The organism is Micromonospora pallida (genome assembly GCF_900090325.1).
Taxonomy (GTDB): domain Bacteria; phylum Actinomycetota; class Actinomycetes; order Mycobacteriales; family Micromonosporaceae; genus Micromonospora; species Micromonospora pallida.
This window is the reverse complement of sequence record NZ_FMHW01000002.1, coordinates 1,803,291-1,820,933: the sequence shown is the minus strand read 5'-3', so window position 1 is coordinate 1,820,933 and position 17,643 is coordinate 1,803,291. Positions and strand designations below refer to the sequence as shown.

Sequence of the window (17,643 nt, the reverse complement as noted above, 5' to 3'; positions counted from 1 at the left end):
GCACCCCTCAGGACTGCGGCCCGGCTGCCTCTGCGGCTACGGTTCGGGCCGGCCGGCGGAAACCGGTCAGGCCCGCGACGAGCAGCAGGTACGAGGTCAGCTCCACCGCAGCCGTGAGCGCCGGAACGGGTTGCGGCATGGACCGGCTGGGCGGGATGGTCTGCCAGGCGAACTCGACGAACGCCTCGCCCGCGTACAGGGGCCGCGGCACCGCGCCGATGCTCGCGTCCAGGTGCGGCAGCGCGACCAGGACCAGCACCATCGCGCCGGCCGAGGCGAGCCACCGGCCGTGCCCGGCCAGCACCGTGGCGAGCGCCAGCGCGCTCAGCCCGAGCGCCAACGGCGGCAGCACCGCCAGGGGCACGGCGATCACCGGGTCGGCCGCGTCGACGCCGAACGCGGACGGCCGGGATTCCGACCTGGCGACGAGCCAGACGTCCACGACCCGGACGATGGCGTACCCGGTGACCAGCGCCGCCACCACTGCCGCAACGGCAGCCGTCCGCCGGTGCCAGCCGACGTGGCGCCAGGCCAGGAGCAGGACCGCCACGGCGGTCAACGGTGCCCAGCAGAGGGTGAGACCCGACGCGAAGCCGGACCAGGTGTCGACGCCGGTGGGGCCCGGCGCGAGAAACTGCCAGTCCGAGCGGTCGGCGGTCGGATCGGCGGGCAAGGTCAGGAACGCGTCCACGAGCAGCAGCGTGAGGGCTGTCGGCACCGCCCAGCGGGGGGTTGGCAGTCCGCTGACCACGGCGTAGGCGAGGAGCAGGCCGAGGCTCAGCACCTCGGCGTACCGCCAGACCGGTTCGGCCACCAGGATGCCCACGGCATGCAACGCGGCGCAGGTCGCCGCAGCGGTCAGAAGAGGTTTTTCAGGACGCACGGGGCGTCATCCTGTCACGACGGCCGCGCCCACCGCTGTCCGCGACGTCGCTGCCGAGGTCAGCTCCGCTCGTCGGCGTCGAGCCGACGCAGCACCTGGGTGGCGAGGCGTTCCAGGGTGGCCACCCCGTCCCGGTCGAACTGGTCGAGGAAGAACTCCCGGACTGCCGCGACGTGGCCGGGGGCGGCGCCCTCGATGGCCTCCCGGCCGGCGGGGGTGAGCACCACGAACGCGCCGCGCCGGTCGCCGGGGCAGCCTTCCCGGTCGACCAGGCCCCGCCGCTGCATCCGGCTGAGGTGGTGGGACAGCCGGCTCTGCTCCCACTCCAACTGCTCCTGCAACGCGAACGGGCGCAGCCGTCCCTCGGCCGCCTCGGTGAGCGCCACGAGGACGTCGTAGTCGGCGAGGGAAAGGCCGGAGTCCTGCTGCAACTGTCGTCCCAGGCGGGCGGTGAGCCGGTTCTGCATCTGCAGGTAGGCCCGCCATGCGCGCTGTTCGTCGTCGTCGAGCCATCGGGTCATGGACCCAACCCTACCAGTGATGGATGACACATCATGCAGGGAATGGATGGCAGGTCACGTAGGTTGAGGCAGACGTAAATGACACATCATCAAAGCTTCCTGGAGGACATCATGACCGCCCCGACCACCGAACTCGCCCAGTTCACCGGCACCTACACGATCGACCCGAGCCACACCCGGATCGGCTTCGTCGCCCGCCACGCGATGGTGACCAAGGTCCGGGGCGCGTTCAACGACTTCGAGGGCCACGTGGTCTTCGACGGCAACGACCCGAGCGCCACCGCGGTGACCGTCACCATCCAGGCGGCCAGCATCGACACCCGCAACGCGCAGCGCGACGAGCACCTGCGCAGCAACGACTTCCTCGCCATGGAGACCTACCCGGAGATCACCTTCGTCTCCACCGCGTCCCGGCAGACCGGCGCGGACACCTTCGACCTGACCGGCGACCTCACCGTCCGGGGCGTCACCCGCCCGGTGACCGTCCCCTTCACGTACGAGGGCGCGGCCACCGACCCGTTCGGCAACCTGCGGCTCGGCTTCGAGGGCTCGGTGACCATCAGCCGCAGCGACTACGGGGTGACCTGGAACGCCGCCCTGGAGACCGGCGGCGTCCTGGTCAGCGACAAGATCGTCCTGGAGTTCGAGGTCTCCGCGATCAAGCAGTCCTGAACCCCGCGCAGGGGCGCCGCCACCACCCGCGACGGCGCTCCGCGCTCCCCCACCGACCACCCTCGGACTGGAGAGGAAACCTCCCATGAGCACCCTGCTGACCCCCCGCGTCGACATCCGCCGGGCCGCCGACCGGTTCACCACCGAGGCCGGCTGGCTGGACTCGAAGCACTCGTTCTCCTTCGGCCACCACCGCGACCCGGCGAACATCCACCACGGGCTGCTCCTGGTCAACAACGACGACATCGTCACCCCGGGCACCGGCTTCGACACCCACCCGCACCGGGACATGGAGATCGTCACCTGGGTGCTGCGGGGTTCCCTGGTGCACCAGGACTCCACCGGCCACTCCGGGGTGATCTACCCGGGGCTGGCCCAGCGGATGACCGCCGGCCGCGGCATCCTGCACTCGGAGAAGAACGACTCCTGGCGCCTCCAGGGCGAGCGGCACACCGAGCCGGTGCACTTCGTCCAGATGTGGGTGGTCCCCGACGAGGCCGGCGTGACGCCGGGCTACGAGCAGCTCGAGATCGACGCCGAACTGCTCGGCGGCGGGCTGGTGCCGGTCGCCTCCGGCATGGACAAGCACGACGGGGAGGCGGCCATCCGCATCCGCAACCGCCACGCCGGCCTGTACGCGGCCCGGCTCGAGCCGGGCAAGAGTGTGCAACTGCCCGAGGCGCCCTTCCTCCACCTCTTCGTGGCCAAGGGCGCGGTGGAGCTGGAGGGCTCCGGGGCGCTGGGCACCGGTGACGCCGTACGCTTCACCGCCACCGGCGGGCAACGGGTCACCGCGACCGAACCCGCCGAGATCCTCGTCTGGGAGATGCACGCGACCATCGCCGTCTGATCCCCCGGACCCTCCTCCCGATCGCAAGGAACGAGAAACGCCATGACCCACGCCCGGACGGCCGACACCTCGGCCCCGCTACACCCGCTGCTGGCCCAGCGGTGGAGCCCGCGCAGCTTCGACCCCACCCACGACCTCGACGACGCGGCGCTGCGCCCGCTGCTGGAGGCGGCCCGCTGGGCGCCGTCGGCCAACAACAGCCAGCCGTGGCGTTTCCTGGTCACCCGGCGCGGCGAGGAGAGCTTCACGCGGTTGCGCGAGACGCTCAACCCGGGCAACCAGGTGTGGGCGGAGGCGGCCAGCGCGCTGCTGCTGGTGACCGCCCAGACGGTCGACGAGACCGGGCAGTCACGGCGGTTCGCGCTCTACGACACCGGTCAGGCTGTGGCGCACCTGGTCGTCCAGGCGCAGTCGCACGGCCTGGTCACCCACCAGATGGGCGGCTTCGACGCCGAGGCGGCCCGGGCGGCCTTCGGCCTCGACGCGGGCCTGCAACCGGTGGTGGTGGTCGCCGTGGGCCGGGTGGACGCGGCGGACCGGCTGCCGGCCCCGCTGGCCGCCCGGGAGCAGGCCCCTCGGGTCCGGCAGCCGCTGGACGCGATGTTGCTGTCCCCGACCCGCGACGCCCTCCCGGCGTCCGCCTGAGCGGCTCCACCCACATCCCGGGCTGAGTCGCCCACCCACGCCCCAGGCTCGCTGTCACCGCAGCTGGCCTGGGGCGTTTCGGGCCGCGGACACGGGCTACGTTCCAGCCCCGAACGGCTACGGTCCGGCCAGGTAGCCGGGCGGCACCGCGTCGACCAGCCAGACACCGTTGGCGCTGCAGTAGAAGAGGTGCCCGTCCCGGGCCATGGCGGCGGCGTCCACGGTGAGGACCACGACCTCACCGCCCCGCCGCGCGCCCACCCGGCGGGCGGTCGGCACGTCCACCGAGAGGTGTACGTGGTGTCGGCTGCCCCGGTGCAGTCCGGTGGCCTCGATGGACGCCAGCACGGACCGGCTCGTGCCGTGGTAGAGCTGGTCCGGGGGGACGCACGGCACCAGGTCCAGCTCGACCGGGATCGAGTGCCCCTGGCTGGCGCGGATCCGCTCGACGCCGTCGCTACCACGCTCGACGGCGAACCGCTGCTTGTCGTTGCCGGCGACCACGGTGTCCAACGTCGCCCGGTCGATGCCCAGCCCGGCCAGCAGGTCGTCGACCGGCACCCACCCGGCCCGGTCCGGTACGAGCCCGAACCGACCGGGCTCGTGCCGCAGCGCCAACGACATCCGCTTGCTCACCCGCACCATGCCTCGCTGATCCATAGGCGGCATTCTGACCGACCCGACCGACACCGTCGCGCGGCCGTGTCCCGGCACGCGGACCCGCGCGCTCCGACGAGCGGGCGGCAGCGCCCGGGTGACTACTCTGGCGCCCATGTCGGGTCACCCGGAATTGCCGGACGGCGCAGCCTCGCTCCAGGACGTGCTCGCGAGCGCGTCGCGCGGCCTGCTGCTGTTCGGGATCACCCCGCCCCGGGCCAGCGTCACCGCCGAGCAGGCCGACGACATCGCCCGGCTGACCCTGGCCCGGCTCGACCCGCTGGCCGTGGACGCGCTGGTGCTCTACGACATCGACGACGAGAGCGACCGCAACCCGGACGAACGGCCCTTCCCGTACCTGCCGACGATGGACCCGGCGGTGTTCCACGGCGAGCACCTGAGCGGGTGGCGTCGCCCGACGATCGTCTACCGGTGCGTGGGCAAGTACGCCGAGCCGGAGCTGCGCGGATGGTTGGCGGCGGTGGACCCGGACCGGGTCGGTGCGGTCTTCGTGGGTGCCTCCTCCAGCAGCAAGCAGGTGCGGACCACCGTGCCCGGGGCGCACGCACTGCGCCGCGAGATCCGGCCCGAGCTGGCCGTCGGCGGCGTCGCCATCCCCGAGCGGCACACCCGTGGGCTCGACGAGCACCTACGGATGCTGGCCAAGCAGGAACAGGGGTGCGCGTTCTTCGTCTCCCAGGTCGTCTACGACCTCGACGCGGCCAAGAGCATGGTCTCCGACTACCACTACGCCTGCCGGGAGCGGGGGCTCGAGCCACGACCGGTGGTGTTCACCCTCTCGGTCTGCGGCTCGCTGAAGACACTGACCTTCCTCCAGTGGCTCGGTGTACGCGTCCCGCGTTGGCTGGAGAACGCCCTGCGGCACGCTGACGACCCGCTCGCCGAGTCGTACGAGCAGTGTCTGGTCACCGCCCGCGAGCTGATCGCCTTCTGCCGGCGGCTCGGGATGCCGTACGGCTTCAACGTGGAGAGCGTGTCGATCCGCAAGGTGGAGATCGACGCGTCGGTGGCCCTGGCCTCCCGGGTCCGCGACCTGCTCGGCCGACCGTCCGCCTGACCCCTGGCCGGGCTGCGGCCAGGGGACGCGGCTGCCCGGCCGGGCAGGGCGGTGCCGGCGCGGGACCGAACGCGGGTGCTCAGGCGAGGCGGCCGACGAAGATCGCCGTGGGACTGGCGGTGCGCTGGACCTCGACCAGCTGGAACCCGTTCGCGGCGAACAGCGCCGCCATCTCGGACGCGCTGCGTTCCCGGCCACCGCTGCCGACCATCATCTGGAGGTCGAGGAAGCCCGGGTGGTTGCCACCCGGTTTCTCCGGCACCAGGCAGTCCAGCACCACCAGCCGGGTACGCGGGGTGAACGCCGGCCGCAGCCGGTCGAAGACGGGACCGGCCTGCTCGTCGGTGAGCCCGTGCACGATGTTGCGCATCAGATACCCGTCGCAGCCGGGCGGGACGTGGTCGAAGAAGCTGCCGTTGATCACCTCGACCCGGTCGGCGACGCCGGCCGCGCCGAGCACGGCCGGCGCGTCGGCGGTGGCGGCCGGCAGGTCGTACAGGACCCCGCGTACGTGCGGGTTGGCGGTCAGGACCCCAGCCAGCAGTTGCCCCGAGCCGCCCCCGACGTCGGCGATCCGCTCGTACCGGCCGAAGTCGTGCGCGGCCAGGATCAGCGGCATGTCGAGCCGGCTCAGCTCGCGCATCGAGCGGTGGAAGTCCTCGCCGTCGTCGGGGTGGTCGACGAAGTAGTCCCACAGGTAGCCGCCGTACTGCCGGGGGAACGCGGGCCGCCCCTCGGTGACCGTGGTGGTCATGTCCGCCCAGATCCGCTGGTTCCAGTCCGAGCTCATCTGGATCAGCGTGTGGCGGACCGACTGGGGGTGGTCGCCGCGCAGAGGCTCGGTGATCGCGTTCAACGCGAACGTCCGCGCGCCGGTACGCCGGAAGATGCCGTCGGCGGCCAGCGCCCGCAGCACCCGGAAGAGGCTGTCCTCGTCGGTGCCGGTGGCGGCGGCGAGCGACGCCACGTCCCGGGGGCCGTCGGCGAGGTGGTCGGCCACGCCGAGCCGGGCGACCGCGCCGATCGCGTGGGTACGCCAGAAGCCCGACGCCGCCTCGAGCAGACTCGCCGGGGGCGGGGCGAGCCTGCGGGACGTACCACTCAAAGCGGCACTGATAGCTCGCACCGCGTCAACCAACACCATAGGGGGAGCAGATGCTTTCTTAGCCACGAACCGTACGCTAGCCGTCACGCATGGACGAAGTAACCAGCCAAACGGCCCATTGCGCACATTCCCCCCGGTACTGGTCGGCGCATCCCCCGTACTGGTCAGCGCATCCCCCGTACTGGTCAGCGCATCCCGCCCTCGCCACCCCGCACTCGTCAGCGCGGCAGACCGCGCAGGTAGGCGGCGAACTTCTCCAGCCCGTCGATGTTACGGGGACTGCTGATCCCCTCGTTGTAGTCGAGGACGAAGAACCGGTCCTCGCGCACGGCGGGCAGGTTCCTCGTGGCGGGGAACGACTTCAGGAAGGCGATCTTCTCCCGGGCCGGCTTGTCGCCGTAGTCGAGGACGATGATCACTTCGGGCCGGCCACGCACCACGGCCTCCCAACTCACCTGGGTCCAGCGGGCGTCCAGGTCGGCGAAGATGTTCCGGCCACCAGCGAGGGAGATGATGTCCGTCGGCGGGACCTGTCGGGCGGCGGTGAACGGCTGGTCGGTGCCGGAGTCGTAGAGGAAGACCGGCAGCCGTTCGGCGGGAGCCTGTGCCCGAACCGCCTCGACCCGCTGCCGGTAGCCACGGACCAGGTCGGCGGCGCGCTCCTCGACGCCGAAGATCCGGCCGAGCCGGTCCAGGTCGGTGTAGAGCCCCTCGAACGGGGTGACCCGCTCCGGGAAGCCGGGATAGTTGAAGCAGGACTCGGTGTGCAGGAAACTCTGGATGCCCAGGCCGTCGAGGATCTCCGGGGTGATTCCCCGCTTGTCGCTGAAGCCGGAGTTCCAGCCGGCCACCACGAGGTCGGCCCGCTCGGCCACCACCAGTTCCTTGTTGAGCAGATCGTCGCTGAGGAAGCGCACCCTGGCGTACTCGGCGGCCCAGGGCGAGCCGGTCACCGGCGGGTTGGCCGGCGGCATGACGTACCCGTGGACGTGTGCGGTCAGGCCGAGGGCGAACAGCTTGTCGGCGCTGCCGCCCTCGTAGGCGACCACCCGGCGCGGGGTGGTGTAGGTGACCTGCTCGCCGCAGCGGGGCACGGTCACCGACCGCGTCCCGGCGGTGTCGGCGACCTCGGCGCCGCAGGCGGTCAGGAGGAGCGCGGCGGCCAGGCCGGCGGCGAGGGTCCGGGTCGTGCCGGTACGGCGTCCGGGTGGGAATGTCGTCATGGTCGGGTCTCCAGTTCGGTACGGGGTCGCACGGGTGGGTTCCAGCCGTCCGGCGCGGTCAGGGCATAGAGGAGTTGCGGGTCGCCGGTCAGCGGGTGGGTCACGACGGTGGCGGACACCCCGAAGACCTGTCGGACCAGTTCCGGGGTGAGCACCTCCGCCGGGGTGCCGACGGCGACGAGGACCCCGTCGGCGAGCACGCCGAGTCGGTCGCAGGTGGCGGCGGCGAGGTTCAGGTCGTGCAGCACGACCAGCACGGTCAGGTCGGTCTCCCGCAGCAGCGCGAGCAGTTCGATCTGGTGGCGCAGGTCGAGGTGGTTGGTCGGCTCGTCGAGCACGAGGATCTCGGGTTCCTGGACGAGCGCGCGGGCCACCAGAACGCGCTGCCGCTCGCCTCCGGAGAGGCTCAGCAGGCCCCGGTCGGCCAGGTGGTCGACGCCGAGCCGGACCATCGCGTCGCGGCACAGGTCGCGTTCCCGCCGGCTGAGCGGCGCGTTGCCGCGCAGGTACGGGGTCCGGCCGAGGGCCACCACCTCGGCGACGGTGAAGTCCAGGTCGGCGCCGCCGTCCTGGGTGAGCGCGGCGACCGAGCGGGCGCGGTGCCGCAGCGGGAGGGAGCGCAGGTCCACCCCGCCCACGCGGACCACGCCCCGGGTGGGGCGCAGCGCCCGGTAGACGCAGCGCAACGCGGTGGACTTGCCGGACCCGTTCGGCCCGACAAGGCCCACGGTCTCCCCCCGCCGCAGGTGCAACGACAGGTCGCGGACCAGCAGGTGGCCGTCGAGGACGACGCTGACGGCGTCCAGGTGCAGGTCCACGGCTCACCGCCCGCCGAACAGGTAGCCACGACGGCGCATCAGGACGAGGAAGACGGGCACCCCGACCAGCGCGGTGATCACCCCCAGCGGAAGTTCCCGGGGCGCGACCACGGTCCGGGAGAGCAGGTCGACCCAGACCATGAACACCGCCCCGACCAACGGGGTGACCGCCAGGACCCGGTGGTGGGTCGCGCCGACCAGGATCCGGACCAGGTGCGGCAGGACCAGCCCGACGAAGGCGATCGCCCCGCTGACCGCGACCACCGCGCCGGTGACCAGCGCGGTGAGCACGAACAGGGTGACGCGGACGCGGCGGCTGTCGACGCCGATGCTGGCGGCGGCCTCGTCACCGAAGGCCAGCACGTCGAGGGTCCGGCCGTGCCGGTGCAGCAGCACTGTCCCGACGAGCACCGCGACCGCGACCGGCGGCAGCACCCCCCAGGTGGCCGCCCCGAAGCCACCCATCGACCAGAAGAGCAGGGTGGCGGTGGCCTCGCCGTCCGGGGCGAAGTAGACGATCACCGCCAGCACCGACTGGAAGGCGAAGGACAGCGCCACGCCGGTCAGCACCAGCCGCAACGGCGTCAGCCCGGCACGCGACCGCGCGGCGAGGAAGACCAGCGCCGCGGCGACGAGCGCGCCGAGGAATGCCCCGGTCGAGGCGGCGTAGCCGCCCGCCACGGCGAGCCCACCGGTCACGGTGACCGCGACCGCGCCGACCGACGCGCCGGAGGAGACACCGAGCACGTACGGGTCGGCGAGCGCGTTGCGGACCACGGCCTGGACCGCAACGCCGACCGCGCCCAACCCGGCGCCGACGAGGGCGGCGAGGAGGACCCGGGGCGTCCGGATCTGCCAGATGATCTGGTATCGGGTGACCTCGTCCGGGCTGATCGTGCCGCCGGTCAGCCCGGCCCAGAGATACCGGGCGGTGTCGACGGGCGGCACCACCGCCGCGCCGAGGCCGATCACCACCACGACGGAGCCGGTCAGGGCGGCCAGGAGCAGGCCGACCAGCAGCACCGGCGTGCTCCCGGGACGCGCGGGCGTGGCCAGCCCGGTCACCGGGCGGGCCGGGAGAAGTCACGGGCACCGGAGGCCAGGGCGGCCAGTGCCGGCGCGGTGACGCAGACGACGGCACAGACGCTGAGGACGACCGGTGCGCCGACGGCGTCGACCGCCGGTGCGATCAGCGCCAGGCCGACCGGGGCGAGGCCGTAGGAGAGCAGGAAGTCCAGGGAGGACACCCGGGCCAGCCGGTCCGGGCGTACCTCCCGCTGGATCGCGGTGAACCACGGGACGTTGAACACCTCGATGCCGATCCCGGCCAGGACGTAGGCGCCGACCACCACCGCCGCCGGGACGTCCAGCAGCAGGGCCACCGGAGCGAAGCCGTAGCAGCCCAGCCCGGCCAGCGCGGCCCAGCCCCGGGCGGCGGGCTGCCACCGGGCCACGAGCAGCGCCCCGAGCAGGGCGCCCACGGTGTACCCGGTAAGCACCGCCGCCAGCACCGCCTGGGTGCCGTACCGGTCCCGACTGACCAGGGGCAGGACGACGCCCGTGGCGGAGTAGCCGGTGGCGATGACGGCGGTCAGCGCGGCGAGGCCGGCGAGGAACCAGGGGTGCCGGCGGGCCTCCCGCAGCCCGTCGGCAAACTCGGCGACGAACCCGGCCCGGGGACCGGCAGCCACCACCGTCCCTCGCCCCGGGGGCGGGACGAGCGCGGCCAGCAGCCAGAGCAGTCCGATGCCGAGCAGCAGCACCGTGAGGTCGGCGACGGTGGCGAGCAGGGCCACCGAGGCGGGGGCGACCAGCGTGGTGCCCCGTACCGCCAGGGTGATGGCGGCGTTGGCGCGCTGCCGCCGGTCGGCGTCCACCACCTCGGCGGTGAGCGCCTGGAAGGCCGGACGGCAGGCCCCCTGCCCCGCTCCCGCCACGGCGGCGGCCAGCGCCATCAGCACGGTGGAGCGGCCCAGCCCGACGGCGAGCACCGGGCTCGCCACCGCCGCCGCCAGCCCCGCCCCGAGCACCACCCGGCGGCGGGAGAGGCGGTCGGCCAGCACGCCGCCGATGGGCACCGCGGCGAGGAACCCGAGGGTCCGGGTCGCCAGCACCAGTCCGAGACCGGCGGCGGAGAGCCGTCGGTCGAGCACGGCCAGGCCGAGCACGAACGGCAGCGCCCAGGTGGCCAGTCCGGAGGCGGTGGTCCCGGTCCACAGGCGCAGGAACCCCGGATCCCGTAGGACCGCCGGCGCGCGGGCCGGCATCGGGTCGGGGGACACCTGGACTGTGGTCACGGCCGTCGCTCCTTCGTCGTCGCACCCGCCGACCGGACGTCCACGGGCAGGGGTCGTCCTCCCCCACCGCTCGCCGGGACGTATCCGGCGGGGTGATCGGGACGGCGACCGACAGGAGCGTACATGACAACGGTTGTCATAACCGTAATCGGTTCAACGTGTCGCGGAAGCGTCCACCGGGTTGTTGACGCTAATGACAATCGTTCCTAACATGGCCCGACGTACCCGAACGGTGACACCAGGTTGCCGGTCGACCTTGCCCGAAGGAGCCACATGGACCCCATGACGCCCCGTACGTCCCTCCTGGACGACCTTCCGCCGCCGCTGCCGGCCGCGCGGATCGTGGCTCTCAACCAGCCCCGGGCCGACCTGCACACCCACCGTCGGTACGAGTGGAACGGCTGGACGTTCGAGGTACCGCCCGGGGTGTTCCTGCCGGGCGGCACGAGCCGAATGGTCCACGAACGACTCCTCGACGGCCGGATTCCGGTGGCCGGCCGCCGGTACGGTGCGATGGGCGTCGGGCTGGGCGTCGAGGCCGTCGCCGCCGCGCACGCCGGGGCCGCCGAGATCTACGCGATCGACGTGCACCCGGCTAGCGTGGCCGCCGCCGAGCGGCACCACCGGCAGCTCGCCGCCGGGACGCAGGGTCGCCTCGTTCCCCTGGTGGCGGACCTCTTCGACAATTTCCCGGCAGGGGCCAGACTCGACGTCGTGACCTTCAACCCGCCCGCGGTCAGCCAGGTCGTCAGCGACGACCCCGACGTCGTGCGCAACGTCTGCGTGGGCGCGCCGCTGCTGGCCGCCTTCTTCCGCCAACTCGTCGACCGGCGGGTGCTGGCGCCCGACGGCGAGGTGTTCGTCGTCGCCTCCAACACCGCCGACCTGGCGGCGATCGTCGGCCACGCCCGCGACGCCGGCCTGACCCCGACGGTGGACCACGTGCACGACTGGCACGACGGGGTGCTCACGTACCTGTTCCGGATCCGGCCCGGGGCGGACGCGTGAACGCGCCGCCGGCCCGCTGGTCGGACGTGTCCGGCCTGCTCGCCGACGTGCTCGCCGGCCGGCTCGGTCCCGACCCGGCCACCACCGTGGCGACCAGTGTCTTCTGGCTGCATCACGGCACCCGACTGGCCGGGAGCAGCACCACGTATCGCAACCAGTACGTCCTGGTCCGGTCCGGACGCGCGTTCGGTGCCTGCGCGGTCGAGGCGGCCGAGATCGACCCGGCGACCTGCGCGGACGCCACCGGGCAACCGCTGGCGACACTGCTCACCGACGGCCCGCCCGCGCTGCGCCTCGCCGCGCTCGACGCCTACCTGGCCGAGGTACGACCGCACCGGGACTGCCCCGGGGTGGAACGGGTGACGTTGCCCGCCGGCCCGCCGGAGGTCCGCGCCCGGGCGCGCGACGCGGCCGTGGCCGGGCTGCTGGACGTCCCGCCCGGCGCGAAGGTCGCGCTGATCGGGGTGGTGAACCCGCTGGTGGCCGCCATCCGGGAACAGGGTGGGGTCTGCCTGCCATGCGACTTCAACCTGCGTGCCACTCAGTGGGGCGACCCGGTCAGCGACTCGGCGGCCGAGGTGCTCGCCGCCGCCGACGCGGTGGTGGCCACCGGGATGACCCTGGGCAACGGCTCGTTCGACGGGATCCTGCGGCACTGCCGGGAGGCCGCCCTGCCGCTGGTCGTCTACGCGCAGACCGGCAGCGCGGTGGCGCGGGCGTTCCTTGGTTCCGGGGTGACCGCGCTCTCCGCCGAGCCCTTCCCGTTCTCGCAGTTCAGCGCGGACCCGACGGTGCTGTACCGGTACCGCGCCGACCGGCCGCCGTACGTGACGGTCCGTCCCGACGCCGGCGGCCCGTCGTGACCGAACCGGTCGTCACGGTGCCCGGCCCCGGCTGGCGACCGGACGGCCCGGAGCGACCCACGACGACGTGGGGCGACGGGCCGGCGGAGGTCGACGGACCGGTCGGGGTCGGGCACGCGCCGTGCCACCACGGCGAGATCCTCCAGGGTGTCTTCCTCGACGGCGACGGGCGCCCGTGCCGGGGGCTGGTCACCCTCCCCGTGCCCGACACGGGCACCACCGCCACGTTCGCCCGCCGGCCGGGGATCCCCGCCGACCACCTGTCGGTGCACCCCGCCGACCGGGACAAGGCCCGACGGGCCGCCGCCCTGACCGTGGCCGAGTGCGCCCGCCAGACCGGGGAACTCCCCTGCGGCGGGCGGCTCTGGCTGCACGGACGGGTGCCCGTCGGGATCGGGATGGGCTCGTCCACCAGCGACGTCATCGCCGCGGTACGCGCGGTCGCGGCGAGCTTCGGCGTACGGCTGGCTCCGGCGACGGTGGCCCGGATCGCGGTACGGGCCGAGCGGGCGTCCGACCCGCTGATGCTGGAGCACACCGCGACGCTGTTCGCCTCCCGGGAGGCCCGGGTGCTGGAGGACTTCGGCCACCCGCTGCCCGCCGTCGTGGTCCTCTCCTGCACCACCGGCGCGGGCCAGCCGGTGGACACCCTGGCCCTGCCCACGCCGTCCGCCCGACACGTGCCGGCGTACGAGGAGCTGCGGGCCGCGGTACGGCAGGCGGTCGCCACCGCCGACGTCCGGCTGCTCGGTCAGGTCAGCACCGAGAGCGCCCGCCGTAACCAGCTCCTGCTGCCCAAACCGGAACTGGACGTCCTGGAACAGGTCGCGGCACAGGTCGGCGCGGTCGGTGTCCAGGTCGCGCACACCGGCAACGTGGCCGGGCTGCTCTTCGACCCGGCCACACCCGACCTGCCCAACCGGCTGCGCCGGGCCACCGGACGCCTCGCGGCGCGTGGCGTGCCGGTACGCCGGGCCTTCGAGATCTAGAACGGAGCAGCGGACGTGTACGACCACATCGCCGACGCCATGGGCACACCGGACCTGGTCCGGGCCGACGACGGACTCGTCTGTCTCCGGTTCGAGACGATGAAGATCGTCTCCGCGCTGACCGCCGTGCGAACCCTGCTCGACCGGGGGGTCGTCCGCCCGGGTGACACCCTGGTGGACAGCTCCAGCGGCATCTACGCGTACGCGCTCGCGCTGGCCTGCCACCGGTACGGCCTGCGCTGCCACATCGTCGGCTCGACCACCGTCGACCGGGTGCTGCGCGCGCAACTCGCCGTGCTCGGGGCCCGGCTCGAGCAGGTGGCCCCCGGCGACAGTCTCGAACTCGACCAGGCCCGACGGGTGGCCCGGATCCGCGAGATCCTCGCCGCGCACCCGGAGTACCACTGGATGCGGCAGTACCACGACCGGATCCACTACCTGGGGTACGCGGCGGTCGCCGACCGGATCCGCCGGGAGGTGGACACCCGGGAGCTGGTGCTGGTCGGCGGTGTCGGCTCGGGCGCCTCCACCGCTGGGCTCGCCCACTACCTGCGACAGCACTCCCCCGGGGTCGGGCTGGTGGGGCTGCAACCGTTCGGCAGCCTGACCTTCGGCGCCGCGCACGTGGCGGACCCGACCATGATCATCGCCGGCATCGGCAGCTCGATCCCGTTCGACAACGTCGCCCACGAGTCGTACGACACCGTCCACTGGATCGGGTTCGAGGCTGCCCGCGCGGGCAGTGTCGAACTGCTGCGCCGGCACGCCGTCTTCGCCGGCCTCTCCACCGGGGCGGCCTACCTCGCCGCGCTCTGGGAACGTCGACTGTGTCCCCGGCGAACCGTCCTCTTCGTCGCCGCCGACACCGGCCACCGGTACGTGGAGGCGGTCTTCACCCGGCCCGACGAGGTGCCGGCGGTCGCGGACCTGGCTCCCCGCCAGGTCGACAGCCAGGACGACCTGACCCTCCCCTGGTCACGGATGGACTGGGCGGGTCGCCCCGCCCCGACCTCGGCCCGGCACCCCGCCGGCCGGTGACCGGCCATCTCCCCCGACCGGCGGTGATCCCGCCGCCGACCGCCCCGGCTGGTGCCCACCTCCGCGAGGCGGTGAGCACCAGCCGGGTGCGAACCGCACGGAAGACCACGACTCCAGCCGCGAGGACACCCATCCGAACGTTCGATGAGGATCGATTTCTAACGTTGTAGTGTCTAGAATCGATGTATGCACTACCGCCTCAGTTCGGTCCAGGCATGTTCACTCGCCCGCGCCCTCGACATCGTCGGTGACCGGTGGACCCTGCTCATCGTCCGGGACGCGTTGCTGGGCGTCACCCGCTTCGACGGGTTTCTCCGCAACCTGGGGATCGCCCGCAACATCCTGACGGACAGGTTGAACACGCTGGTGGGCACCGGGGTGCTCGACCGGACGCCCTATCAGGACCGACCGGTGCGGCACGAGTACCACCTCACCGATCGGGGACGGGAACTGCTCCCGGTGGTACTGGCCGTGACGCAGTGGGGCGAGCGACACCTGGCCGACCCCGCCGACCCGTCCCGGCTCGTCGAACACCGGGAGTGCGGCGGCTCGGCCCGGGCAACAGTGATCTGCACCGACTGCGGCCGGCCACTGGCCCCGACCGAGGTGAGCAGCCGCCCCTCCCCTCGTCCCCTCGCTGCCCGGCCACCGGAGCAGCGCCCGGCCGGACCCCCACTGCGGAGACCCGCGAACGTGGGGCGGACCCACGCGGCCGCCCGCTGACCCTCGGGCCTCGGCCGTTCTGCCCGGACTTCGCTGGGCCGGGCGGCGGGACCGGCGGGGCCCGGGTAAACCGGTCGCTCCGGGCCGGCGCGGTCGGCCATGATCGACGTTATGGAGCGTCCGTTCCGCGAGATCCGGGCCGAGTACGGCACGGACACGATCACCGTCTACCAGGCGTACGCCCCGGCGATCGCCGGGCCGGCGCTGCGCCACGGCCGGTTCGTCGCACCGTTCAGGCGCGAGCGGATGACCTGGATCAAGCCGTCCTTCCGGTGGATGATGTACCGCTGCGGCTGGGGCGGCAAGCCGGACCAGGAGTGCGTGCTCGCCATCGAGATCAGGCGGACCGGGTTCGAGTGGGCGTTGGCGAACTCCTGCCTGAGCCACCACGACGCCGACCGGTACGCCGACCGCGCGGCCTGGTCCCGGGAGCTGCGGCGCAGCCCAGTCCGGGTGCAGTGGGACCCGGAACGCGACCTGGACCTGCGGCCGTTGCCGCACCGCTCGCTCCAGGTCGGACTCTCCGGCGAGGCGGTCGACCGGTACGTCGACGACTGGATCGTGGACATCCGCGACGTCACCCCCACCGCCCACGCCGTCCGGGCCCGGCTGACCGGAAACGACCGCGCGGGAGCGTGGGCGCTGCTGCCGGACGAGCGCCCGTACCCGCTGCCGCCGGACGTGGCCGTACACATCGGAGCGTCGACGGAGAGCTGAGCCGGGTCATGCGCTGGCTCCGGCCCCCTCCGGCGACCGTCACGGCGGCCCCGCGGCCGACAGGACGGGGCTCCGTGCCGACCCCTGACCAGCCGGCGGTAGCCTTGCGCCGCATCGCGCCGTGGAAACATCCACCGGCGTGAGGCCCGCGATCGTACGGAGGGTGGCGTATGTCTCACGGTCAGGATCCGTTCGCACCACGCGAGGTCTCGACCTCGCGGCCGAGTTTCGAACTCGCGCTGCGCGGCTACGACAAGCGACAGGTGGACCGGTACGTCGAACAGGTCGACGCCGAGATCGCGACGCTGACAGCCACACGGAACCAGGCGTCCCACCAGCTCCACTCCCTGGCCACGCAGCTCCAGCAGGTGCAGACCGAGCTGGTCGAGTTGCGCCAGCGGCCGGCGCAGGTGGACCGTGCCTCCTTCCGCGACCTGGGCCCGATGGTCGACCAGATCCTGGCGCTGGCCGAGAAGCAGGCCGAGGCGATCAACGAGGCGGCCACCCAGCGGGTGTCCGGCCTGGAGGCCGAGGCGGAGCGGGTGCTCGCCGAGGCCCAGGAGCAGGCGACCCGACGGCTGCACGACCTCGAGGAGGAGCTGTCCACCCGGCAGGCCGAGCAGGAGAAGGCCCACGAGGAGCTGCGGGGCGCCGCCGAGGCCCAACTCGCCGAAATCCGTGAACTGGCGCAGCGGTTGCGCTCGGAGGGCGAGGCCGCGCACGAACGCGCCCAGCACGAGGCGCAGCGGATCAACGAGCACACCGCGCAGCAGGTCGAGCGGACCCGGGCCGAGGCCGAGGCGCTGCTGGAGGCCGCCCGTACCCAGATCCAGCAGGAGGTGCACGCGGCCCGCACCCAGGCGCAGCAGGAACTCGGCCAGTGGCAGGCCGCGGTGGAACGGGAGATCGAGGAGCGGCGCGCGGCCGCCGAGCAGGAACTCACCGAGCACCGCACGGCGGCCGAGCAGGAGCTGACCCGCCAGCGGACCACGGCCGAGCAGAAGATCGCCACGCTGGTCAACGAGGCCCAGCAGTACGCGACCAAGCTCCACCAGCACGCCGACGAGCAGGCCACCATCCACCAGCAGCAGCTCACCGCGGCGCAGCAGGAGGTCCGCGAGCGTCGGCAGGCCCTGGTCCAGCTCCAGAGCGAGTTGGACGCCGCCCAGCAGCACCTGGCGCAGTCGCGGCAGGAGGCGGCCGGCGTGGAGCGGGAGATGACCCAGCTCCAGCAGCGACTCACCGAGACCCGCCAGGACCTCGCCGGTGAGCTGAGCCGGCTGGACGAGGTCCGGCGGGCGGCCGAGTCCGCCGAGCGGCACGCCAAGGACGTCCGGGCCCGGGTGCAGCGCGAGGCGAAGCGGGTGGCCGACCTGGCCGCGGCGGCGGTGATGGCGGCGGCGGCCGGCGGTGCACCGACCAGCGAGTACCCCCAGGTGGCGCCCCGGCCGGCTGCCGCGAACGGCACGTCGGAGGCCGCCGAGCCGGCCGGTGGGAAGGTCGGCGCGGACGCGTGACCGCACCGGGTGCGGTGGCCCGTCGACCCGCTGCCACCG

Annotated in this window: 19 protein-coding genes; 11 read left to right on the top strand and 8 right to left on the bottom strand. The window is 73.2% G+C overall.

The window, feature by feature from the left end; all coding sequences use genetic code 11:
* Positions 1-7 precede the first annotated feature (7 nt).
* Positions 8-883: a hypothetical protein gene (locus GA0074692_RS07875; protein WP_091641001.1), complete on the bottom strand. Its 876-nt coding sequence runs from the start codon at positions 881-883 to the stop codon at positions 8-10.
* A 59-nt stretch (positions 884-942) separates the two neighbouring features.
* Positions 943-1,404: a MarR family winged helix-turn-helix transcriptional regulator gene (locus tag GA0074692_RS07870; RefSeq protein WP_091640998.1), complete on the bottom strand. Its 462-nt coding sequence runs from the start codon at positions 1,402-1,404 to the stop codon at positions 943-945.
* A gap of 78 nt (positions 1,405-1,482) precedes the next feature.
* Here GA0074692_RS07870 and GA0074692_RS07865 point away from each other — a divergent pair, with 78 nt between their 5' ends.
* From GA0074692_RS07865 to GA0074692_RS07855, 3 genes are all read left to right on the top strand, one after another.
* On the top strand, positions 1,483-2,076 hold the full coding sequence (locus GA0074692_RS07865) for a YceI family protein (RefSeq protein ID WP_245730221.1): 594 nt from the start codon (positions 1,483-1,485) through the stop codon (positions 2,074-2,076).
* 85 nt (positions 2,077-2,161) lie between these two features.
* Positions 2,162-2,926, top strand: coding sequence for a pirin family protein (locus GA0074692_RS07860; protein WP_091640992.1), 765 nt, complete (start codon positions 2,162-2,164; stop codon positions 2,924-2,926).
* A 42-nt stretch (positions 2,927-2,968) separates the two neighbouring features.
* Positions 2,969-3,571, top strand: coding sequence for a nitroreductase family protein (locus GA0074692_RS07855; RefSeq protein ID WP_091640988.1), 603 nt, complete (start codon positions 2,969-2,971; stop codon positions 3,569-3,571).
* 117 nt (positions 3,572-3,688) lie between these two features.
* Here GA0074692_RS07855 and GA0074692_RS07850 read toward each other — a convergent pair whose 3' ends face one another.
* The gene (locus tag GA0074692_RS07850) at positions 3,689-4,231 is read right to left on the bottom strand and encodes an RNA 2'-phosphotransferase (RefSeq protein WP_091640983.1); all 543 of its coding nucleotides are present in this window, start codon (positions 4,229-4,231) and stop codon (positions 3,689-3,691) included.
* Positions 4,232-4,343: 112 nt separating this feature from the next.
* Here GA0074692_RS07850 and GA0074692_RS07845 point away from each other — a divergent pair, with 112 nt between their 5' ends.
* Positions 4,344-5,306, top strand: a complete 963-nt coding sequence (locus GA0074692_RS07845; protein ID WP_141725194.1) for a methylenetetrahydrofolate reductase — start codon at positions 4,344-4,346, stop codon at positions 5,304-5,306.
* A 79-nt stretch (positions 5,307-5,385) separates the two neighbouring features.
* Here the strand turns inward: GA0074692_RS07845 and GA0074692_RS07840 are convergent, their stop codons facing one another.
* The 5 genes from GA0074692_RS07840 to GA0074692_RS07820 form a co-directional block, all read right to left on the bottom strand.
* The gene (locus GA0074692_RS07840) at positions 5,386-6,411 is read right to left on the bottom strand and encodes a methyltransferase (protein WP_176738351.1); all 1,026 of its coding nucleotides are present in this window, start codon (positions 6,409-6,411) and stop codon (positions 5,386-5,388) included.
* Between the two features lie 218 nt (positions 6,412-6,629).
* A complete protein-coding gene (locus GA0074692_RS07835) occupies positions 6,630-7,634 on the bottom strand; it encodes an ABC transporter substrate-binding protein (protein WP_091640977.1) in 1,005 nt (334 codons plus the stop codon).
* Entirely contained in the window at positions 7,631-8,452 is an 822-nt protein-coding gene (locus tag GA0074692_RS07830) for an ABC transporter ATP-binding protein (protein ID WP_091640973.1), read from the bottom strand. The genes GA0074692_RS07835 and GA0074692_RS07830 overlap by 4 nt, the downstream gene beginning before the upstream one ends.
* Before the next feature lie 3 nt (positions 8,453-8,455).
* Positions 8,456-9,475 carry a FecCD family ABC transporter permease gene (locus tag GA0074692_RS07825; RefSeq protein ID WP_245730220.1) on the bottom strand — a complete coding sequence of 340 codons (1,020 nt, stop codon included), beginning with the start codon at positions 9,473-9,475 and terminating at the stop codon, positions 8,456-8,458.
* 38 nt (positions 9,476-9,513) lie between these two features.
* The gene (locus tag GA0074692_RS07820) at positions 9,514-10,749 is read right to left on the bottom strand and encodes an MFS transporter (RefSeq protein ID WP_245730219.1); all 1,236 of its coding nucleotides are present in this window, start codon (positions 10,747-10,749) and stop codon (positions 9,514-9,516) included.
* A 273-nt stretch (positions 10,750-11,022) separates the two neighbouring features.
* On the opposite strand from GA0074692_RS07820, the gene GA0074692_RS07815 reads away from it, so the two are divergent.
* From GA0074692_RS07815 to GA0074692_RS07785, 7 genes are all read left to right on the top strand, one after another.
* On the top strand, positions 11,023-11,757 hold the full coding sequence (locus GA0074692_RS07815; protein ID WP_091640968.1) for a class I SAM-dependent methyltransferase: 735 nt from the start codon (positions 11,023-11,025) through the stop codon (positions 11,755-11,757).
* Complete coding sequence (locus tag GA0074692_RS07810; protein ID WP_091640964.1) at positions 11,754-12,620, top strand: Rossmann-like domain-containing protein; 867 nt, start codon at positions 11,754-11,756, stop codon at positions 12,618-12,620. The genes GA0074692_RS07815 and GA0074692_RS07810 overlap by 4 nt, the downstream gene beginning before the upstream one ends.
* Entirely contained in the window at positions 12,617-13,609 is a 993-nt protein-coding gene (locus GA0074692_RS07805; protein WP_218106591.1) for a GHMP family kinase ATP-binding protein, read from the top strand. The genes GA0074692_RS07810 and GA0074692_RS07805 overlap by 4 nt, the downstream gene beginning before the upstream one ends.
* 15 nt (positions 13,610-13,624) lie before the next feature.
* Positions 13,625-14,647, top strand: coding sequence for a pyridoxal-phosphate dependent enzyme (locus GA0074692_RS07800; RefSeq protein ID WP_091640960.1), 1,023 nt, complete (start codon positions 13,625-13,627; stop codon positions 14,645-14,647).
* 186 nt (positions 14,648-14,833) lie between these two features.
* The gene (locus GA0074692_RS07795; protein ID WP_091640956.1) at positions 14,834-15,370 is read left to right on the top strand and encodes a winged helix-turn-helix transcriptional regulator; all 537 of its coding nucleotides are present in this window, start codon (positions 14,834-14,836) and stop codon (positions 15,368-15,370) included.
* A 111-nt stretch (positions 15,371-15,481) separates the two neighbouring features.
* Positions 15,482-16,087, top strand: a complete 606-nt coding sequence (locus GA0074692_RS07790; protein WP_091640952.1) for a DUF4291 domain-containing protein — start codon at positions 15,482-15,484, stop codon at positions 16,085-16,087.
* A gap of 170 nt (positions 16,088-16,257) precedes the next feature.
* Entirely contained in the window at positions 16,258-17,604 is a 1,347-nt protein-coding gene (locus tag GA0074692_RS07785; RefSeq protein WP_091640949.1) for a coiled-coil domain-containing protein, read from the top strand.
* Positions 17,605-17,643: the final 39 nt, after the last annotated feature.

What these genes read in the sequence shown, in the direction of transcription:
- GA0074692_RS07870 (WP_091640998.1), bottom strand. Translation starts at nt 1,404, where the DNA reads ATGACCCGATGGCTCGACGACGACGAACAGCGCGCATGGCGGGCCTAC.
- GA0074692_RS07865 (WP_245730221.1), top strand. Translation starts at nt 1,483, where the DNA reads ATGACACATCATCAAAGCTTCCTGGAGGACATCATGACCGCCCCGACC.
- GA0074692_RS07860 (WP_091640992.1), top strand. Translation starts at nt 2,162, where the DNA reads ATGAGCACCCTGCTGACCCCCCGCGTCGACATCCGCCGGGCCGCCGAC.
- GA0074692_RS07855 (WP_091640988.1), top strand. Translation starts at nt 2,969, where the DNA reads ATGACCCACGCCCGGACGGCCGACACCTCGGCCCCGCTACACCCGCTG.
- GA0074692_RS07850 (WP_091640983.1), bottom strand. Translation starts at nt 4,231, where the DNA reads ATGGATCAGCGAGGCATGGTGCGGGTGAGCAAGCGGATGTCGTTGGCG.
- GA0074692_RS07845 (WP_141725194.1), top strand. Translation starts at nt 4,344, where the DNA reads ATGTCGGGTCACCCGGAATTGCCGGACGGCGCAGCCTCGCTCCAGGAC.
- GA0074692_RS07835 (WP_091640977.1), bottom strand. Translation starts at nt 7,634, where the DNA reads ATGACGACATTCCCACCCGGACGCCGTACCGGCACGACCCGGACCCTC.
- GA0074692_RS07815 (WP_091640968.1), top strand. Translation starts at nt 11,023, where the DNA reads ATGGACCCCATGACGCCCCGTACGTCCCTCCTGGACGACCTTCCGCCG.
- GA0074692_RS07795 (WP_091640956.1), top strand. Translation starts at nt 14,834, where the DNA reads ATGCACTACCGCCTCAGTTCGGTCCAGGCATGTTCACTCGCCCGCGCC.
- GA0074692_RS07790 (WP_091640952.1), top strand. Translation starts at nt 15,482, where the DNA reads ATGGAGCGTCCGTTCCGCGAGATCCGGGCCGAGTACGGCACGGACACG.
- GA0074692_RS07785 (WP_091640949.1), top strand. Translation starts at nt 16,258, where the DNA reads ATGTCTCACGGTCAGGATCCGTTCGCACCACGCGAGGTCTCGACCTCG.